Source organism: Anaerotignum lactatifermentans DSM 14214 (genome assembly GCF_900142265.1).
GTDB classification, from domain to species: Bacteria; Bacillota; Clostridia; order Lachnospirales; family Anaerotignaceae; genus Anaerotignum; species Anaerotignum lactatifermentans.
The window spans coordinates 10,129-28,477 of sequence record NZ_FRAH01000015.1 but is presented as its reverse complement, the minus strand read 5'-3'; the positions used below and the strand labels follow the sequence as shown (position 1 = coordinate 28,477).

Here is an 18,349-nt window from a genome sequence, read left to right as displayed (position 1 = left end):
CTTCTCCTTTATTACTGCAATGTCTTTTCGATGAATGCTGCCAGTTCTTTTGCCGCTTTTTCCATGCGTTCCATGTCTTTGCCTTCAATCATAACACGGATAAGAGGTTCTGTGCCGGAAGTACGGATCAGCACACGGCCGTCTGCGGAAAATTCTTCTTCCAGTTTTGCAATGGCATGACGAATAGCAGGTACTTCCATATAAGTGTTTTTCTTTGCGTTATTGACGCGGGCATTTACCAGCACCTGAGGCATCACTTCCATGGCTTTTGCCAGTTCGGATGCTTTTTTGCCTGTGCGTTTCATAACGGACAGCAGCTGGATAGCTGTGAGAATGCCGTCACCTGTGGTGTTATGGTCCAGGAAAATGATATGACCGGACTGTTCACCGCCCAGGTTGCGTTCCGCTTCGATCATGCGTTCCAGAACGTAACGGTCGCCAACGCCTGCCTGTTCAATGGCAATGCCTTTTTCTCTGCCCATCATGGTCAGACCCAGGTTAGACATAACGGTACCAACGATGGTATCGTTTTTCAGTGTGCCTTTTTCCTTCATATCCAAACCGCAGATGGCAAGGATTTTATCACCGTCGATGAGTTCGCCGTTTTCGTCTACAGCCAGACAACGGTCTGCGTCGCCGTCGAAAGCGAAACCGATGTCTGCGTTATTTTCTTTTACAAATGCTTTCAGGTCTTCCATATGGGTGGAACCGCAGCGTTCGTTGATGTTTGTGCCGTCAGGTTCATTATGGATGATACAGAGGCTTGCACCCAGATTCAGCAGTGTGATGGGAGCCGCTTTGTAGGATGCGCCGTTGGCACAGTCCAAAGCCACTTTGATGCCGCCGAATTTTTCCTTTGTGGTGCTGCCCAAAAATGCAATGTAATCATCCAGCGCGTCTTCCGCTACGGTATGGGTACCGATGGCTGCCCCTGTGGGAGAAGGCAGGATTTCGGGATGGCTCAGAATGATGTTTTCGATTTCGTCTTCCAGATCATCGCTGAGTTTATAGCCCTGGCTGTTGAAAAACTTGATGCCGTTGTATTCCACGGGGTTATGGGATGCGGAAATGACAACACCCGCGTCCAGACGATATTTCCGTACCAGATAAGCCACTGCAGGTGTGGGCACGATGCCTGCCAGCACTGCATGAGCGCCTACGGAGCAGATGCCTGCTACCAGAGCCGCTTCCAGCATATCACCGCTGATGCGGGTATCCATCCCCACTAAAATACGAGGTGCGTGTTTTGTTTCTTTTGTCAGTACATAAGCGCCTGCACGTCCCAGCTGGAACGCCATTTCCCCTGTCAGTTCCGTATTCGCTACACCGCGGACACCGTCCGTACCAAATAATCTACCCATATTCTGTTCAAACTCCTTATTCTTATTTTCTCATATTGTTTATGATTCTGTATCTGATTCATCGCTGCCGGCAGCCGTCACTTCTATGGTAACGGTGCTGCTGTCTGCCGTAATGCCGCTTGGCAGGTTCCAATCAATGGAAACGGTATGTTCGCCTTCTGTGAGAGCGGAAACATCCACCTGACCTGACAGGTCGCTGCCTTCCACTGCTGCCAGCTGGCTTGCTTCGCCGTTGATGGAAACGGAAATGCTGTCCGGCAGATGATACTGATATCCATCCTGCCCATTGGTCAGGTGAATCTGGTCAGAAGAAACCGTTACGGTCTTTTCTTCCCCTCTGTCCACATGGACAAAGACCTGAACCACAGCACTGCTGCCTTCTTCCAGTTTTACCCCTTCTGGCAGATAATCAGAAAGCTGGAAGGTATGGCTGATGGAGCTGGTTGCTCCACTAACGTCAATCTGATCCAGAGAAATCACATTCAGTTTATCCAGATCTTCTTTTGCCCCAATGACAGAAACGGTTTTGGGAGTGCATGTGATTTCCCCTAAATGATAGCCGTCTGCCAGGCTGCCTGTTACAGAAACCTGAACAGGCACCTGTTTTGCCTCATTCAGGCTATAAGAAACGGTAACCGTATCCACGGAGAATGTCACGCCGTTTACGGTATTGCCGTCTTTGTCATAAGCGACGGGTTTCACCTGCAAATCCATCTGCTGCACCGCATCTGCCGCATTGACAGACAGGCGCACTGCCACAACGCTGTCCACAGCGGATTTTGCCCCTTTGACCATAATGGTTTCTGGGATCAACTTAGGTGTTGACAGGTGGGTGCCTTCTGTAACTTCCCCATTCAGGGAAACTTCCAGCGGGAATTCCTTTGCTGCCAGAGTTTCTACCTGAATCTCCACGCTGCCGGGGACTTTGCTCTCAACGGTATATCCCGTAGCGCCGCCGCCAACGGAAGTATCTACAGGCAGTGTGATGGTATCACCATCCTGAGCATAAGTCAAATCTGACAGATCCACACTGGCAGAAATCAAATCCGCCTGTCGCTGACTGAGCCGGTCCAGGGCCGTTCGCTGGGCTTTGACTTTGATGCTGACCTTTGTATTGGTCAAATCTTCCCGATTGGCTACCGTAAGGCCACGGGCAGTCAATGTTTCCTCCCCTACCAATTGGAGGGTGGTGCTGTATGATCTTGTATCAATGGGCTGATTGATGCTGATGACCATAAACCACATGGTGGTAGCAATGGCCACGGAAAGCAGTTTCCAGCCCAGGTCTTTCATGAGCAATTCCTGAAATCGTTTCATTTATCCTGCCTTCCTTTCCAAATCGCCAGTTTCTTTTTGGCGGATTGATGATCCTGTTCGGAGATCATGTTTTTCAATTGTTCTGGCGTCAAGTCCCGATACAAAACGCCGCCTCTTGCAACGGAAATCTTCCCTGTTTCTTCGGAAACGACGATAACATGGGCGTCAGAAACCTCGCTGGCACCGATGGCTGCCCGGTGTCTGGTACCCAGTTCCATGCTGACTTCGTTGCTGTCTGTCAATGGCAGGAAACAGGTGGCCGCTGCCACACGGTTCCGCCGGATGATCACCGCCCCGTCATGGAGGGGGGTGTTGTGTTCAAAAATATTGATGAGGAGCTGACTGGACACGATGGCATCGATGGGGATGCCTGTTCTTTCCAGATCGCCCAGAGGCACTTCCTGTTCCATGAGGATCAGGGCGCCTGTTTTTGCCGCGCCCATTTTGTCCGCCGCTTTGACGATTTCGTTTACAGTGCGGGCTGCGGCTTTTTCATCCCCGGCATCTTCGCCGCGGGTGAAGTAAGAAAATATCTTTCCTTTGCCCAGCTGTTCCAAAGCCTTTCGCATTTCCGGCTGGAAAACGATGAGCAGTGCAATGATACCCATATTGATGGTGTTGGAAAGAACGAAAATGATGGTATGTAATTTCAAAAGGGCTGCCACTGCCGCAAAGGCGAAGATCACCAGTATCCCTTTGAAAAGGACCCAGGCACGGGTTTCTTTGATCCAGAAAATGACTTTATAGATAATATATGCCACAATCAGGATATCCAGCACATCCGTTATGCCAATGGACGGACGTACAAATTCTGTGATGCCCAGACCACTGAAAAAGCTGTTCAAAAAATCCATTGTATCACACCCGATTCTTCTGATTCTAATAAAAATTGGTTCCAAAAAGCCGATACAGTATCAGTATATCATAAAGTAGAACAAAAGTGTGATTCTCTTGTAAAATTCAAAAAAATTTATGATATTTTTTTATCAGAGAAAACAGGAGGGAAAGCTCCTCCCTTTCCAAATGCCTGCTCTTTGGACATGAAAACACCCCGCAGGACATTCCGTCCAACAAACGGGGTGTGATTTCTTATTTTGATCTATGACAGCAACGTGTCATTTTTCGTCTTTTTTCATATAACGCTGACTGAATTCCTTGGCGCTCATGGGTTTATCATAGAAATAGCCCTGTCCGAAATTACATTTGAGCGCCTGTATCAATTCCTCATCCTCCTGGGTTTCAATGCCCTCCGCAACGGTGGCAATGCCCAGTTTCCGTGCAAAGCTGACGATCTGCTCCAATATGATATAGCGGCGTTCTTCGTCCTCTTTGGAAACCTGCCGCAAGAAGCCCCGATCCAGCTTCAATTCGTCGATGTTCAGCTGATACAGCATATTCAAAGAAGAATATCCATTGCCAAAGTCATCCATGGAAATGCGGAAGCCCAGGGCATGGAGCGCTTCTATCTGATGGTTCAGCAGTTCCAGATTATTCGTAGCAACTCCTTCCAGTATCTCCAGCGTGATCAAAGAAGGAGAAACATCATACCGATTCAGTATCTGCATCAAATTATCAGGATAATGCAGGTCAGAAAACAGCATCTTAGACTGGTTTACAGAAATGGGCACAGGGGTCAGACCCGCGTCCTTCCATGCTTTGATCTGCTCACATGCTCGTTCCACCATATAAAGATCCAGTTTCAGACAAAATCCATTTTCCTCAAAGAGCGGGATAAATTCATTTGGATAGCGGTAAGAGCCGTCTGGATTCTGCCAGCGCACCAAAGCTTCTGCCCCCACCAGACCTTCATTTTTCATGCCAAACTTCGGCTGTAAAAACAGTTTGAATTCTTTATTCTGCAAAGCCGGGTACATCTGGCTTTCGATGCTGTTTTTCTTCCGCACGGCATTGTGCATGTCGTGATTGTAAAAGGCAATATCCGTATGGTGGGTATGTTCGATGCTCTGCATAGCCAGCAAAGCTTTCTCCCTGTCTTCCCCTATGGCAACGCCGGCATAGAGGGAAAGGTCATAACTAAACTCGCCGTATTCCAAAGAAGATGCTCTGATCTGCTCAATGATGACAGCCAAACGTTTTTTGATAGATTCCTGGTCTGTATCCAACAGCAGCAGGTAAAACAGGTCTGCTGTGTCACGGCAGAAAAACTCGCCTTCTTTCAGGTTATGATCCAGCACATTTTCCATATAACACAGCACGCGATCCCCGCGCATTCTGCCAAACAGGTCGTTGATACCTTTGAAATTATGGACGTTCAAAGCCGCTGTGCTGAAAGGCTGTTTTGTTTCCAATATCCGCTGGAAATTTTCGTCAAAGTAGGCTGTATTTTTTGCCCCAGTGATGGGGTCCTCATAAGCCAGACGGATCAGGCTTTTGATATTTTGGCTAAAGACACGGCGTCCACTGTAAAGCAATATATTCATGAGAATCAGCATCAGCACCATCAGTACGCCAAAGATGGTCAAAGCATCGCCCAATGAGGAGGAAGAACCCCACACCTTATTGGCGCAGTACAAATACCATCCATTGATATCCAAAGGCACCATATAAAAATGCATACGATTGCCTTCGTAGCTAAATTCCTCGCAGACATCTTCGCCTTTTTCCAGTGCAGCCTGCACCTTCGCCTTGGTCTGTTCTGAAAGGATATCCCCTTCATAAAGGTATTTCATTTCCTCATCTACCAACGTATTTTCCGACCGTACCAAAAACCTCCCGTTATCGGCAATCAGGTGCAGATACCCTGCCCCGCCCATGACCGTTTTGCCGTCAGTAGCCTCTGTAAAAATATCAAGGGTATCACCAGCTGCCAGCGCACCAACGACTTCCCCGTTTTCATATACAGGAACAGCGTATACAAACAGCTTCTCATCCAGCACATCGCTCCTGAAGATCTTGGAAACGGCATTTTTCCCTTGCAGTGCGGACTCCACCACCTCAACGGCATAAGGATGCAGGTCATCCATGGTGATTGCCGCTACCTCGCCAGAAATTGTCGTATGTATAAGACCTGTACCATCTTGGCGCATATATACCATACTGAGAAAGCCGTCGGCAGTATTGGTTTCCATCAAACTCTTTCCAAGACATTCAGGTTCATCGGTAATGGTACTGACTTCATATGCCTTGGACAGCGTTGTCAGAATCTGCAAATTTTTATCCATCTGTCTGACCAAACGTCCACGATATTCTTCTGTTTCCGCCTTGAGCTGTTCATGTTCCGCTTCATGGGCAGATTTCATGATATAGGTAAAAATACCAAAACCAATGGCACTGAGCAGCAAGCTGCCGATGATGGTAATGATGGTAATGCGGCGCAATTGTTTTGTCAATTTCTTCTCGTCCATACTTGCCTCCTACCCTGTAAACCTTCTGTTGTGTCTTTGTCTTTTTTCCAGAAAGGCAATTAGGCACAGCTTGTCTTTTTCTTATGTTCGTCTGTTCTGAATGATCTGCTCTGTTGCCTCCCACTGTGGCAGTGGATGGCAGAAACGGAATCCCTGGATGACATCGCAGTGGATTTCCTGCAGCGCCTTCACCTGCGCATCTGTTTCTACCCCTTCGGCAAGGATGGTCATATTCAGCTCATGTCCCACCTGTATCATAGCCTTGAGTATAGCTGTACCAATGGGCGTCGTCACATGATCCACCAGACCTTTATCCAGTTTGATGCCGTCAATGGGGTATTTTTGCAGATCATAAAAAGAGGTAAAGCCTTCGCCAAAGTCGTCCAATGCCACTCTGACGCCGTACTTTTTCAATGCAATGACATTCTGTCGTATCTGGGCGGCGTTTCTGACAGAAACGCTTTCGGTGATCTCCAGAATCAGCAGTTCTCTTGGAAATGTGAATCCATTCAAAATCTCCTGTACCTTTTGGGCAAAGTCCGCTGCCGCAAAAGTTTCACGGGAGAAATTGCAGGATACGAAAAAGGTATCCACGCCTGCCTTCAAAAGGCTCTCTAAGAAGAAGCATACCTCTTTTAGGCAGTAATAGTCAAGTCGGCTGATCATTTTTTCCCGTTCCAGCAGCGGAATAAATACGCTTGGCAGCAAGATCCCCTTTTGCGGATGTTTCCAGCGGGACAAGGCTTCCCCGCCGACCACTTTAAGGGTCTGGGCATCCACATAAAACTGGATATACAATTGGAATTCTTTTTGTGCAAAAGCCTGATCGATGCTCGCCTGAAGCTGCCGCTCCTGGAGGGATTTCTGAATCATTGCCTGAGAGCAGAACAGATACGGCACTTCTTCTTTTTCCGCCTGATAAGCTCCCTGAGACGCCTGAAAAACGATTTCATTCAAATCTCTGTCCTGACTTTTCAGCGGATAGATGCCCGCATAAAGATTGGTATCATAAGGCTTGCCGTAGCGCTTCGCATAGTCGCGGACTCTCTCCAGCAAGGTGCAAAGCCATGTATCCGTTTGTTCTGCGCTGCCCCCAAGGCGCAGCATCAAAAAGCCTTGTTCTGATACCCTTGCCAGAATATCACTATCTTCCGTATATTCTCCCAAAATCACAGCGCAGTAACGAAGGAATTCATCGGTTTCCTGTCCGCTGCCCAGTCTGCGCAGGCGGTCTGTATCCACATAAAAATAGATGGCATGATATAATATCCGATTTTTGTCATTGATATATTGTTTATAATACCGTTCCAGATATTCCATATTCCCCAGACCTGTGGTTTCGTCCGTTTCCACATTCTGCTGGCTTTCTTTCAATTTCCTGCGGTATCGGCGCACCGTCAGAAGCAGCACCACTGCCATGACCAAAAGGGCAGCGCCCATGGCTCCCATTGTCCAGTACAATCCCTGAGAGCTGGGCGGCGTTTCCACGGAAGCCATCAAAAGCCCTGTCATCTCTGCCGGGGATACTTCCGCCAGATACGCCTGCAAATCCGACCGAAAGGCGGCAGGAGCAGCCTCTGTAAAATAGAGCATATAGGCATTTTCTCCAGAAAAAAGGGGGAGTTCATGGGCATGATCCAGCTGTTCCTCCTCTGCTTCATAGCCAGAAAACAGGTCTACCTGCTTCTGCTGGGCTAGTTCCTCCCGGTGGTCTGTGCCATCTGCCTCATAATATACGATTTCATATGTACTTTGGTCAGAAAATTCCGCCAGCAGTTCAGGGATGACCCCTGCATAGGTCTGGGTATCTTTGTCAAAATACTCCAAAGGATAGGCGTCAGGATTTCCCGCAACATAAATCAAAGTCTTTTCTTCCACAGTCAGCACCTCAGTCTTTACGCTTCTTCTGTCTGGTTCCTTTCAAACAAAGTCATATTATGACGGGGGCAGGCAGCCTTCACTGTCTGAATCTGCATCTCCACTTCCTCAGACTTGGCATCCATGGACTGGAGCAGACCTTGGACCATTTCACGGACTTTCGCAATCTGTTTCTGGTACCCATTCAGCTCTTTTGCCCCTTCTTCCAGTTTTTTCTCCCATGCCGCACGCTCTTCCTGCATTTTTTCCTGGGCTTCCTGCTGGAGTTCGTCCTTATACCGCACAGCCTCCATGAGGGCAGCAGCAACATTCATCTGCTCCTGCTTCTGCTCCTCCAGTTCTTTTCTCACGCGACTGAGTTCTTCCTCCAGAGAGGTGATCTGTGTGCGGTATTCTTCCTCCTGCTTCTTCTGTTCCGTGACTTTTTCCGCCAGTTTTTCAGAAAATTCTTCTTCCATCATGGTGATATATTCGTAAACGCTGGCTTTTTTGTAGCCCCAAAAACCTTTTTTCAGTTGATCCAATTTCATATGAAAACCTCCTTTTTTATTTGAACCGTATCTTTTTCCGTTCGATTCTGCCCCAAGCGTGTTTTCTTCTGCGGTATCCAATCAGAGCCGTTGCCCGCACCCATGCCAGCACCAGACGCAGACAGGAAACCTCCACCACACAAAGTCCAATGGCTTTGAGCACATCGGAAAAGGACAGCTTCAAGTCCACCGTATAAATGCGGGCAAAAAATGCCGTCAACGACAGGATTGCGGAGTACACCACATAAATACCGAAAAACAGTATCATAAATGGCACATTGATCAGGTCTACGGCAAATGCCAGTACAATGGTGAGAATCCCAAAGACCTCGATATAAGGCGAAAGCAGCTCATAGACCAGAAAATACAGATAGGAAATCAATCCCACAAGACCATATTTCGGATTCAGGAAAATCCGTCTGTGGCGCATCATGCTCTGGAACAGCCCAATATGCCAACGTCTGCGCTGTTTGCATAAATCCCCCAGTTTCTCCGGCGCCTGTGTCCAGCAGACAGCGTCTGTGGCGTAGCGGATACGATAAGGGATGCCATTTTCCCGGCAATACACATGAAGCTTTACCACCAATTCCATATCTTCGCCAATGGTGCCGGGGTCATATCCCCCTGCTTCCACAACGGTATTTTTATGAAACAGCCCAAAGGCACCGGAAATGATGATGCTGCCATTGAACCGGTCAAAAAGTATCCTTGCCGCCAGAAAAGAACGGTCATATTCCAACACCTGCATACAAGGGACAATCTGGTCAGGCATACGGTAAGACACCACATGTCCATCATGGATTTCCGTACCATTGCAGGGACGAACAACGCCGCCCACTGCCACCACGCTGCTGTCCTCCAGCACAGGGCGGACGATTTTTTCCAGAGAATCATACTGGAGCACAGAATCGGCATCCATACAGATAAAATAGGGATATTTTGCCGCATTGATGCCCATATTCAAAGCATCTGCCTTACCGCCGTTTTTCTTGCGGATGAGGGTGATGGGCACCTTCCATTCGTAGCTTTCATAAATGACTTCTTCTGCCTGGCAGGGAATCTTCCGCTGTATGGGGCGGCTGATCTGCTGCATATGAAAGGCATCCCGCACCACTTTGGAAGTATCGTCGCTGGAACCGTCGTCCACAACGACAATCTCATACAGTTTATAGTCCAAAGCAAGCAAAGAACGGATGTTTGCTTCAATGGTCACTTCCTCGTTATAGGCAGGCACCACAATGGTGACGGGAACATAGTATTCCCCCAGCAATTCGTTTTTCAGCTGGTTCCGCCGCTTCAATTTATACAGTTCGGAAGTGCCCACAGTCACTGCCAGAAACAGAAAACTGGCATAACCAATCATATAGAGGACGAAAAAGACACCCACAATATCAAAAAATTCTTTAAACGCATCCATCATGGCTCTTTACACCTCCAGACTTTGCAGTTTGCGGGATTCCAGCCGATACATGAGCATTTCTCTGGCATAGCGGTCACTGCCTGCGGTAATATCCACCACATCACCGTAATTCACATGGAGATGCTCCAGACTTTGGGCAGCAGCATAGCGCACATACCAATTGCTGCTGTGAAGGGCTTCCTTCAGTGCATCTATCACTGCTGCCCCTTCATAAGACGCCAGAGAGGACGCTGCCACTGTGGCAAACTCCCATTTCGTATCGTCTTTATCCTCCACAAACGCCAGCAAAGGTCCATAAGCCGGTTCATAGGGATATTTGCCGCAGTACCGGATTGCCGCCAGACACAGCTCTTTATCCGCTTTTTTATCCATCATGATTTCGTACATTTCCCGCTGATACTCGCCGGAGCGGAACCGGATATAATTCAGTATGGCAAGCTGGGTATGAGGAGAATACCGCATAATATTCTTCCACAGCTCCTCAATAAGTGCGTGATAATCTCCTGTATAGGAAAGAAGCCCTTCGGTAATGAGTTTTTCATGAAGGAACACGCTGCCGTCATCGGCAATGCGAAGGGCTTTGGCTATGGTTTCCGGTGTTCCGAAATGGTACAGGGCTTGCAGAGCATTGAAACGGCAGTAGAGATTGCTTTTCTGCACATAATCCAGCAAAATGTCCTGCAAAGAGTCCATTGCCATCTGTTTATCCGCCGTATAACAGGAAAGGAAGTAAGCAAAATACCCTGCCTGCATATTCTCCTTATCCCGATAAACTGCCGCCATATAAATGACCACCGGTCGCATCTGATGGCGATACTCCCGATACAAATCGGGTTTTTTCTCCATATCCTCCTGCAAAACCTGATGGAATGCCATCAAATGATTGATATGGGAAAGTTTCCGCCGCAGTTCCTGCAAATGGGCTTCCTCCACATTTTTGCCTGCTGCCAGACGGGAGATCTGGGCATTGATTTTGCTCCGCATCTTCTGACACCGATTCTGCATACGAGATTCGCTGCCTTTCAGGAGCAAATTATAAATGATGTTAAAGACGATCATGCTGGCACAAACTGCGCCATAGATATAGATCATAAATTCAACTTTCATATATCCGCTCCTTTCTTTTGGTATATATCAGCGACCGCTCCAAGCCGCCTGCAAAACATCATAAGATTTTTTCAGACGTTCCTGATATTCCTCGTATTCTCCCCAGCCTTCCAGAGGGAAAGACGCCATGGGGATACGTCCTTTGATATCGCTTTCCACAGCCGCGCCTACGAACATTTCGTCAATCTGTATGTATTCCACACCATAATGTTCATAATAATCATCGTGTATCATTCTTTCAGCAGGATTGGAGAAATTCAGCAGCCCCCAAGGAATCCTTATTTCTACACCATCTGCCGCAAAACAGAAATCCGCCAGAGAATCAAAGGCAGGAGAATCGGGGTCCGCATTGCCGTAGCGCAGTTTTCCCGTTTCGTAAGTGGGCATGGCAACCCAGCGGTTCCCCGCATTGACGCCCTCCCGTTCCATAATGGAACGGATGGGACGGAACACAGGGGAATCCTTTTCCCGCCAATATTCCTTCGCATAAGGATTTTTATAATCCGTTTCATAAGCATACATGGCCCAAAGGCTCTCGTAACGCTCCTGCACCAGCACACGGCTGTTATCCTTGCCGTCGATGGTCACCACAAAGTCGCAGCCTCTTTCAAAGGAAATCTTCTTTTCCTCCCAGTAAGTACTGCCTGTTTTAGGCGTCGTATCAATGGGAAGGTACAAAACGTCTGTTTCCGGCGAAAATCCATCCACATAGAAATACAGATACCTTTCGTCATAATCCATATACACATCCATGGCATCTGATGACCAGACAGGCTCTTTGCCCTGCCATTCCGCAGCGTTGCCGTCCACGGTGCAGACCCTTTCGCCGCTGCCCAGCCAAAACTCCATCAAGCCATAATTCTGCCCGTCTGTCTGTACATCCTGCCAGTTATCCACGCCAAAGCTGTAATTGGCATAGACCGTATTCCAAGTGTTTCTGTCCCACACATCCTGCCATGTGGACACAAAGCCTCCTGTCCAGCCAGCACTTCGCATTTTCTGCCACAGCTCCACAAGGGCTTCTCCCTGCTGCTGTTCGTTCAAAGGGGAATGATTTTCCACCACAGGCGTTCTGGCAGTGGAGAAACCAAAGCCCACTGCTGCCACCGGCACTGTGTGATACCGATTGAGCAAAGTCAGATAGCCGCTGTATAAATCCCCCGTTTCCAGTCCTGCCAGCAGTTCTCCCAGCTTCGCCTTCTGTTCCCGGGTGAAATATTTCTGATAGTCCGGGCAAAGGGTTTCCAGACGATAAGAAGCGAAATACCCGGACAACAATTCCGCAGAAGCGCCGATATGCTCCATATCCACCTGATTGTATGTATCAAAACGGGCGTTATACAGTGTGTCATAAGCAAAGGGATCATCCCAAGGGGAATTGACAAAGGAAATGAGCCGCTGTTCTTTGTATTTATCGCTTTCGTAAGCGGTCACCCGATCCATGAGCTTTGCCATGGCTGTTTCAAAACGTGAAGCTTCCGGTTTGGTGTAGAAATAAGTGCCCTGATAGGAAGTTTCTCCTAATGTGCTGTTATTGGTATAGGCAATGATGCCGCTGTCCCATTCGTGCCCCAGCAGATAGCCCAGTGTCCAAGGGGAAACATCCCACTGATACCAGCCAGTGCCTGTAAAATTCCCCAGCTCGATGGCTCTGTTGCCATGGATGACATCCACGGCTTTGGTGGCATTTTCCAGCAGGAGATCCACAAATTCCTCCTGATAAATGTCCTCCGCTCCATAATTGGCGCGGTCAGGCACCGACAACCCCTGTAACAGATACAAGGGCTTTTCTTTTGTGGTGTTATAGTCATAAAACGCCTCATAAAAATCATCGTCCATGACTGTATGGACCCGAATGGTATTGGCACCCATCTCACCAATCTGTTCCAGCCAACGGCTATAATCTTCATAAGCGGGCACAAAGTCCAGCATGGCTTCACCGGGGATGTTGGAGGATAAATCCACGCCCCGTATCTCCATGGTTTTCCATGTGTCCCCATCCAAATACTGTATCTCTTTTCCCTGGGTGCGGAAACGGGCTGTGACGGATACCTCCGGTTTGAAATCCACATAGATTCCCCGATAGTACACCAGGTATCCTATCCCTGCCAAAAGGAGGACAACTGCCAGAGAAGCGAGAATGAATCGTTTCATCATTTCACATACCTCCTATTCCACCCATTGGGTTGCTGTCTTGGACTGGTGACAATACTGCCGCAGGCTTTCGATATTTTCATCCAGCCATACGCCGCGTCTGAGCATAAAACCTTCCATCCATTCCACTGCCTGAGTGTAACTGGAAGGGTTTACCTCCTCTAAGGTCTGCCCTTCCTCCGGTCTGCGCCGCTGCAAAGAGGTCAGGTTCGTAGCATCATAACTGAAGCCCCACACCGCGTCATTGCGGGCAATGGCAGGTCCAAGGTAAGCAATGGTTTCTTCCATATAATTAGTCAGATATTCGTCAGAAAGGTATGTTTGCCGTAATTCTTGATACCGATTCAGCACCCGCTCCACAAAATCCTCATCTTTCATGAGAGCGCCATATCATCCTCTGTTTGCCAGATACAAACGACCACTGGCAAAGGTGCGGATATAGTTATCCAGCATATTGTTATAGTCCCAGACAGGACCTACCGTCAACTTTCCTCGCACATCCCGATAAAAATAGGTAGAACGAGAGAACATATCGTTGTTCAGCAAAAATTCCTGAAGGATATAATAATCCACGAAAGAATCCACATCTATTTCTTTCTCGTAGTCATACTGCCCGGAAACCATATCCGAGGAATAGAGTCCCCGCTCGATGCGGCTGATGTCCCGCTGGATATAGTCCAGAACGCCTTGGCTCTGGTATTCCTCCTGGGGATACAGCACTTGTATGCCTGTGGAGGAAGTCACCTGTTCTGGATCGTCCTCCTTGGTGGAAAATTCCATTTCGTATGTATACTGGGTATAGTTATTGAGGATTCTGTTTCCATCAGGGTCATCCAGCAGCACCAAATAGCTGGTTTGGTCACTGCCTTCCTCGTAGTTGCTGAGGTTCACCCGATAATCGTCTTCCTTGATGGTTTCCATCAGGACATAGACCCCCTGATATTCTCCATTGAGGATGACTTCACAGAAACGTACTTCCGGCGCATAACCCATGATTTCCGCGGAGATATTCATCCACATATAGTTTCGGATGAGGGTTTTATCCAGAAATGGTCCATGGAGTGCCCAATCATTTTCTTTGCTCATGCCCAAAAGCGGCAGGTCCCGATTGACCAGTCCCTCCGTATCCTCCACCAACTTCACACGATAGCTCTTTTTATTGAAATGGCGGGAGGAGTTGCCTCGAATACGAATCATGATATTGCTTTCCATGTCCGGCGTATCTGTGGGATGATGGTTCTGTTCCTCATTGCTCATAACAGAGAGCTTGGCGGAAATCATGGTGTTTCCGTCAGCTGCGGTGGTGTAGCCAATTGTTTCTGATTGGTCATTAAGGATGGGCTCACCAGGGATGACCACGCCGCCTGTATCAATGACCAGCAAAGGCAGATGGGTACAAAGGGTGGTGCCGTCGCAGTCGCATCCGGCGTCTTGCTGACGGGCAGTGAGATGCTGATGGACCCGTTTTTCCGGGTTTTCGGTATCTACGTTGTCGGCAAGAAATACCGCAAGCAGTACCAGCACCATTGCAGCAATCCCTGCAATACGATATTTCATTTTCCTCCCCTCCCATTAGCTGCTGATTTCGTCGTTCTGCATCACCATGTTGCAGTATTCGATATTGCCGATTTCATAGATGGCATCGGTGATGCTTTTTCCTTTCATATTTCCTTTTGTGGCATTGCCGGCTTTATCCAGCAGACGTTTGCTGATTTCATAAATAAATTCCACACTGTTTTCTGTGGTGTTCTTTACCCGCAGATTTGCTTTCCGGGCAAAATACTGGAACATGAGCGCTTCGATCCGCGCCTCATTGACCCTTGCGGTACGAATGATGAACAACACACGATTGTCATTTTTGATACGTCCGAAAATAAGCAAAATCAAAAACGTAAATGCCCCGCCGATACCAGCAATGAGGAAATCGCCGGAACCGCAGCAGATACCTGTGACAATGGTCCAGAAAATGTAAACGGTGTCACGGGAATCCTTGATGGCAGTACGGAAACGGACAATGGACAGGGCGCCCACCATACCAAGGGACAACGCAATGTTATTGCCAATGACGATCATGACTGCCGTTGTGATGACCGTCAGCGCCATGAGGGAAACATTGAATTTTCGGCTGTAAATGCTTCCTTCATGGGAAAGCATGTAGGACAGGTAAATCAAAAAACCCACCAATGTTGCCACCGCCATACGCAGTATGATGGTCTGTAAATCCAATTGCCCCGTGCTTTCTAAAAACTCCAGTAATACTTTTCTCATACGACATCCCTCCTATAACGCAAATTTCATGGTGGCGCTCCGCGCCAGACAATATTTGCTCACTGATAATTCCGAACGATTGGCTTCGTTGACCAGTTCCTTGATATAACTGAGCAGAAAGCCGTTATATTTCACTTCCAGCACCCCATTGAACCGATCCAGCACCGGACACATGTTCAAATCCGGTGAAAACAACTCCATACAGCTTTCTGTTGCCTGAATCTGATGATCAAATGTGATGCGGATTTTATTTTCCTTGGCGATATAGGCTTTTCGCTTATATTCCACAATGGTTTTGGGGCGATAACACGCCATGTGCATGAGCCCGTAGCACTCCGCCGCAAAAGGGTCCGTATATTTCAGCAAGCTGTGATACCTGCCTTTTGTCAGCTCTATGGCATCTTCCCGGGAAACCCGCAGGGAACGCTTTTTCTGGTAGCTGCCTTCCTTCTGTTTCATTTCCAGCATAGCAAAATCGGCGGCAGGGTCGTAAATCCTAAGACGGATTTTCCGCCGCAGCTCCAGACCATCTATTTTCGCCTCATAATCCCGCTCGTTGATGGTATCAAAGTACAGGGAGCGGATATTGTAGCCGTTTGCGCCGTTATGGGCATCCTGTATCATGACCTGATCCAGCTGACCGGAAAGTTTTTTCATATCAAAAAGTGTCATGAAATACTTCTTTTCCTGACGATATACCTCATTCAAATAACATCCCTCCCAAAAGAAAAAGCTGCAAAAAATCAGACACAGGGATGCCAGTCATTTTTGCAGCTTGACGATCATAGCAGCTTTCTGCCGTAGACTCATAGCTTTGCGTCATCGTTTTTCAACGATTTTGCCAAAGGATTCAATTGTTTTCCGTCTGTTCAGAAAATAAGCTGTACAGCCGGTTTTTGCCCAGCTGTTTTGCGTGATACAATGCTTCATCGGCTTTGCGGTAAAGCTCATCATAGCTCACATTGGGCGTGGATGCCACTGCCAGCCCCATACTACAGCTGGGAGAAACCTCTATGCCATTCCAATGTATTCTGGGAATTTTGCTGATGACTTCTTCCGCATATGTTTCCATACAGGATATGTTACAACCGATCAGCAATACCATAAACTCATCCCCACCGATTCTGCCAATCCTTGCTCCCACAGGGGCATGATGACGCAGGATGTCAGCGGCTTCTTTGAGCACATAATCCCCTATGGGATGCCCATATTGGTCGTTGATGTCCTTAAAGTCATCCATATCCACAATCAAAGCAGCCAGTTTTTCTCCTTCCCGCAGTTCAGACAGTTTTCGTTTGCCGTAACGCTCGATGGAGGCTTTGTTCAATAGACCGGTGAAAAGATCCATTTGGATTTCTTTTTCCAGCTGACTGATCCTGTCCTTTCGGTCTGTAATATCCGAAAGAATCCCAATACCCAAAACAGGCTCGCTCTGCTTATTGGTCTGGGTAATCACGCGGATTTCAAACCATCTGTTTCCGCCGTTTTTGACAGGCAGCATAAACTCATACTTTTGATAAGGGACACCCTTTTTGATATTCCGCATACAGGTAAGCAGGATCTCTTTATGTGATGAGGACAGCTGTTCCAGATTTTTGATAAAATCATAAAATTGAGGGATACTTTCTGGATGATCGAAGTAATGCTTCCACTCCTTGGAAAAGCGAATCCAGTCTTCCTGAATGTCCCATTCAAAGGTGATGGAGCTTTCCTGCTCACGAATCATTTCATACTGCTCAATGGTCAGACGAAAATCCCGCTGGGCATCTGTCAGTTCCTGCTGTACTTCCCGCATCTGGTTTGCCTGACTGATTTCAATGCGCAGGTGCTTATACCGGATGAGATACATCAAGATACACAAGCAGATGGTCACAGAAAAATTGACGATCTCACCCACACTGAATATAGGGTTGATAAACCAGATATACGTCAGGTAGCATACGCCCAAACTAATGATGGTATAAAGAGGTTTGAACATCAAAAAACCGGAAAAGAAAAAAACCGCCGTGACGATGGTAAAGTACGCCATAGCACCAGACAGATACACATTGTACATATTAAACAGCAGATGCCAAAACAAAATCATACCAACGCTGATCATGTAAAACCGATGTCTTACCATAACTGACAAACTACAGAAAAAATCAATGATCAAAAATGCAGCGCAGCATACCAAATAAATCAGATAAAATCTCAGATAAATCAAACGATTTACCATCGCATACCCCATATTGCTGAAAAATAACACTCTGCATATATTACACAGTTCAAAAAGGACACCGAACGCCGATCCGATCCGAAGAGCAATCTGATTGCTCGATACAGATTTTTCCACAAAATCTGCATGTGATATTTTTGCGCCAAGAATCCATTTGATAAGCGCATCAACTCTAGTTCCCAAGCAAGTTCACTCCAAAAATGCAAAATGAAGACACATTGTCAACTTTCGTAAAATAAAAACCACCCCTCAATTTCGAAGATGGTTTGCTCTTATCACGATATATTCCCCAAAGGCTCTTTCAGAAATTTTATTCTGAATGTTTACTTTGATTCATTTAATAGTACACTATGTAACGACAGAAATCAACGATTTTTTGGCATTTTCTTGTTTTTTCATTGCATATAAAAGCCAGAAAATCAACTGTTTCACCAAGAAAGACACAAAGAGGCAAGTATGAGAAAATGCCTCCTGACATCTTATCATTTTATGAAACGCAGAAGTTTTCTTGTGCAAAACATGCACATAAGTCAACAAAATAATTATTCTGTCTTGAATGAATATTTTAACCGTATTTTTCCTGAAGAAAGCATATAAGTGCAAAAAAGGCGTTTCCTCTTACGAGAAAACGCCTTCTGCATTTCTACTTATAATTAGTACAGTTTTGCACCTGCGGGGATTCTATCATCCACCATCAGCAGGTTCAGACCTTCGTGACCATCCACTTCATG

General features: G+C 47.2%; 12 protein-coding genes, 1 pseudogene and 1 riboswitch. All 13 genes and pseudogenes read right to left on the bottom strand.

The annotated features are described in order from the left end of the window. Window positions 1-11 precede the first annotated feature (11 nt). The 13 genes and pseudogenes from glmM to BUB35_RS05715 all read right to left on the bottom strand — a co-directional run bounded on the left by glmM (window position 12) and on the right by BUB35_RS05715 (window position 17,618). Complete coding sequence (gene glmM, locus BUB35_RS05780) at window positions 12-1,361, bottom strand: phosphoglucosamine mutase (protein ID WP_072849988.1); 1,350 nt, start codon at window positions 1,359-1,361, stop codon at window positions 12-14. A 39-nt stretch (window positions 1,362-1,400) separates the two neighbouring features. Beyond that, window positions 1,401-2,678, bottom strand: coding sequence for a CdaR family protein (locus tag BUB35_RS05775; RefSeq protein ID WP_072849986.1), 1,278 nt, complete (start codon window positions 2,676-2,678; stop codon window positions 1,401-1,403). Continuing rightward, window positions 2,675-3,532, bottom strand: coding sequence for a diadenylate cyclase CdaA (gene cdaA / locus BUB35_RS05770; protein ID WP_022253469.1), 858 nt, complete (start codon window positions 3,530-3,532; stop codon window positions 2,675-2,677). Before cdaA ends, BUB35_RS05775 begins: the two co-directional genes overlap by 4 nt. A 261-nt stretch (window positions 3,533-3,793) precedes the next feature. Then, window positions 3,794-6,043, bottom strand: a complete 2,250-nt coding sequence (locus BUB35_RS05765) for a bifunctional diguanylate cyclase/phosphodiesterase (RefSeq protein WP_072849984.1) — start codon at window positions 6,041-6,043, stop codon at window positions 3,794-3,796. An 81-nt stretch (window positions 6,044-6,124) separates the two neighbouring features. Further along, complete coding sequence (locus tag BUB35_RS05760; protein ID WP_072849982.1) at window positions 6,125-7,921, bottom strand: EAL domain-containing protein; 1,797 nt, start codon at window positions 7,919-7,921, stop codon at window positions 6,125-6,127. Between the two features lie 17 nt (window positions 7,922-7,938). Beyond that, window positions 7,939-8,451 carry a hypothetical protein gene (locus BUB35_RS05755; protein ID WP_072849980.1) on the bottom strand — a complete coding sequence of 171 codons (513 nt, stop codon included), beginning with the start codon at window positions 8,449-8,451 and terminating at the stop codon, window positions 7,939-7,941. A 16-nt stretch (window positions 8,452-8,467) separates the two neighbouring features. Continuing rightward, window positions 8,468-9,871: a glycosyltransferase family 2 protein gene (locus BUB35_RS05750; RefSeq protein WP_084730590.1), complete on the bottom strand. Its 1,404-nt coding sequence runs from the start codon at window positions 9,869-9,871 to the stop codon at window positions 8,468-8,470. 6 nt (window positions 9,872-9,877) lie between these two features. Next, entirely contained in the window at window positions 9,878-10,978 is a 1,101-nt protein-coding gene (locus BUB35_RS05745; RefSeq protein ID WP_072849978.1) for a HEAT repeat domain-containing protein, read from the bottom strand. A 27-nt stretch (window positions 10,979-11,005) separates the two neighbouring features. Further along, on the bottom strand, window positions 11,006-13,135 hold the full coding sequence (locus BUB35_RS05740) for a hypothetical protein (protein WP_084730589.1): 2,130 nt from the start codon (window positions 13,133-13,135) through the stop codon (window positions 11,006-11,008). Window positions 13,136-13,147: 12 nt separating this feature from the next. Continuing rightward, window positions 13,148-14,329: pseudogene (locus BUB35_RS19535) on the bottom strand (CotH kinase family protein). 375 nt (window positions 14,330-14,704) lie between these two features. Further along, window positions 14,705-15,400 carry a DUF4956 domain-containing protein gene (locus BUB35_RS05725; RefSeq protein ID WP_072849972.1) on the bottom strand — a complete coding sequence of 232 codons (696 nt, stop codon included), beginning with the start codon at window positions 15,398-15,400 and terminating at the stop codon, window positions 14,705-14,707. Window positions 15,401-15,412: 12 nt separating this feature from the next. After that, a complete protein-coding gene (locus BUB35_RS05720) occupies window positions 15,413-16,108 on the bottom strand; it encodes a polyphosphate polymerase domain-containing protein (RefSeq protein WP_072849970.1) in 696 nt (231 codons plus the stop codon). A 58-nt stretch (window positions 16,109-16,166) separates the two neighbouring features. Further along, window positions 16,167-16,253, bottom strand: a riboswitch (cyclic di-GMP riboswitch). Continuing rightward, window positions 16,251-17,618, bottom strand: a complete 1,368-nt coding sequence (locus tag BUB35_RS05715) for a sensor domain-containing diguanylate cyclase (protein ID WP_072849968.1) — start codon at window positions 17,616-17,618, stop codon at window positions 16,251-16,253. Its footprint overlaps the riboswitch before it by 3 nt. Window positions 17,619-18,349 lie beyond the last annotated feature (731 nt).

Excerpts from the sequence above, each read along its gene's own strand:
- glmM (WP_072849988.1), bottom strand. The coding sequence starts at position 1,361 with ATGGGTAGATTATTTGGTACGGACGGTGTCCGCGGTGTAGCGAATACG.
- BUB35_RS05775 (WP_072849986.1), bottom strand. The coding sequence starts at position 2,678 with ATGAAACGATTTCAGGAATTGCTCATGAAAGACCTGGGCTGGAAACTG.
- cdaA (WP_022253469.1), bottom strand. The coding sequence starts at position 3,532 with ATGGATTTTTTGAACAGCTTTTTCAGTGGTCTGGGCATCACAGAATTT.
- BUB35_RS05765 (WP_072849984.1), bottom strand. The coding sequence starts at position 6,043 with ATGGACGAGAAGAAATTGACAAAACAATTGCGCCGCATTACCATCATT.
- BUB35_RS05755 (WP_072849980.1), bottom strand. The coding sequence starts at position 8,451 with ATGAAATTGGATCAACTGAAAAAAGGTTTTTGGGGCTACAAAAAAGCC.
- BUB35_RS05750 (WP_084730590.1), bottom strand. The coding sequence starts at position 9,871 with ATGATGGATGCGTTTAAAGAATTTTTTGATATTGTGGGTGTCTTTTTC.
- BUB35_RS05745 (WP_072849978.1), bottom strand. The coding sequence starts at position 10,978 with ATGAAAGTTGAATTTATGATCTATATCTATGGCGCAGTTTGTGCCAGC.
- BUB35_RS05740 (WP_084730589.1), bottom strand. The coding sequence starts at position 13,135 with ATGATGAAACGATTCATTCTCGCTTCTCTGGCAGTTGTCCTCCTTTTG.
- BUB35_RS05725 (WP_072849972.1), bottom strand. The coding sequence starts at position 15,400 with ATGAGAAAAGTATTACTGGAGTTTTTAGAAAGCACGGGGCAATTGGAT.
- BUB35_RS05715 (WP_072849968.1), bottom strand. The coding sequence starts at position 17,618 with ATGGTAAATCGTTTGATTTATCTGAGATTTTATCTGATTTATTTGGTA.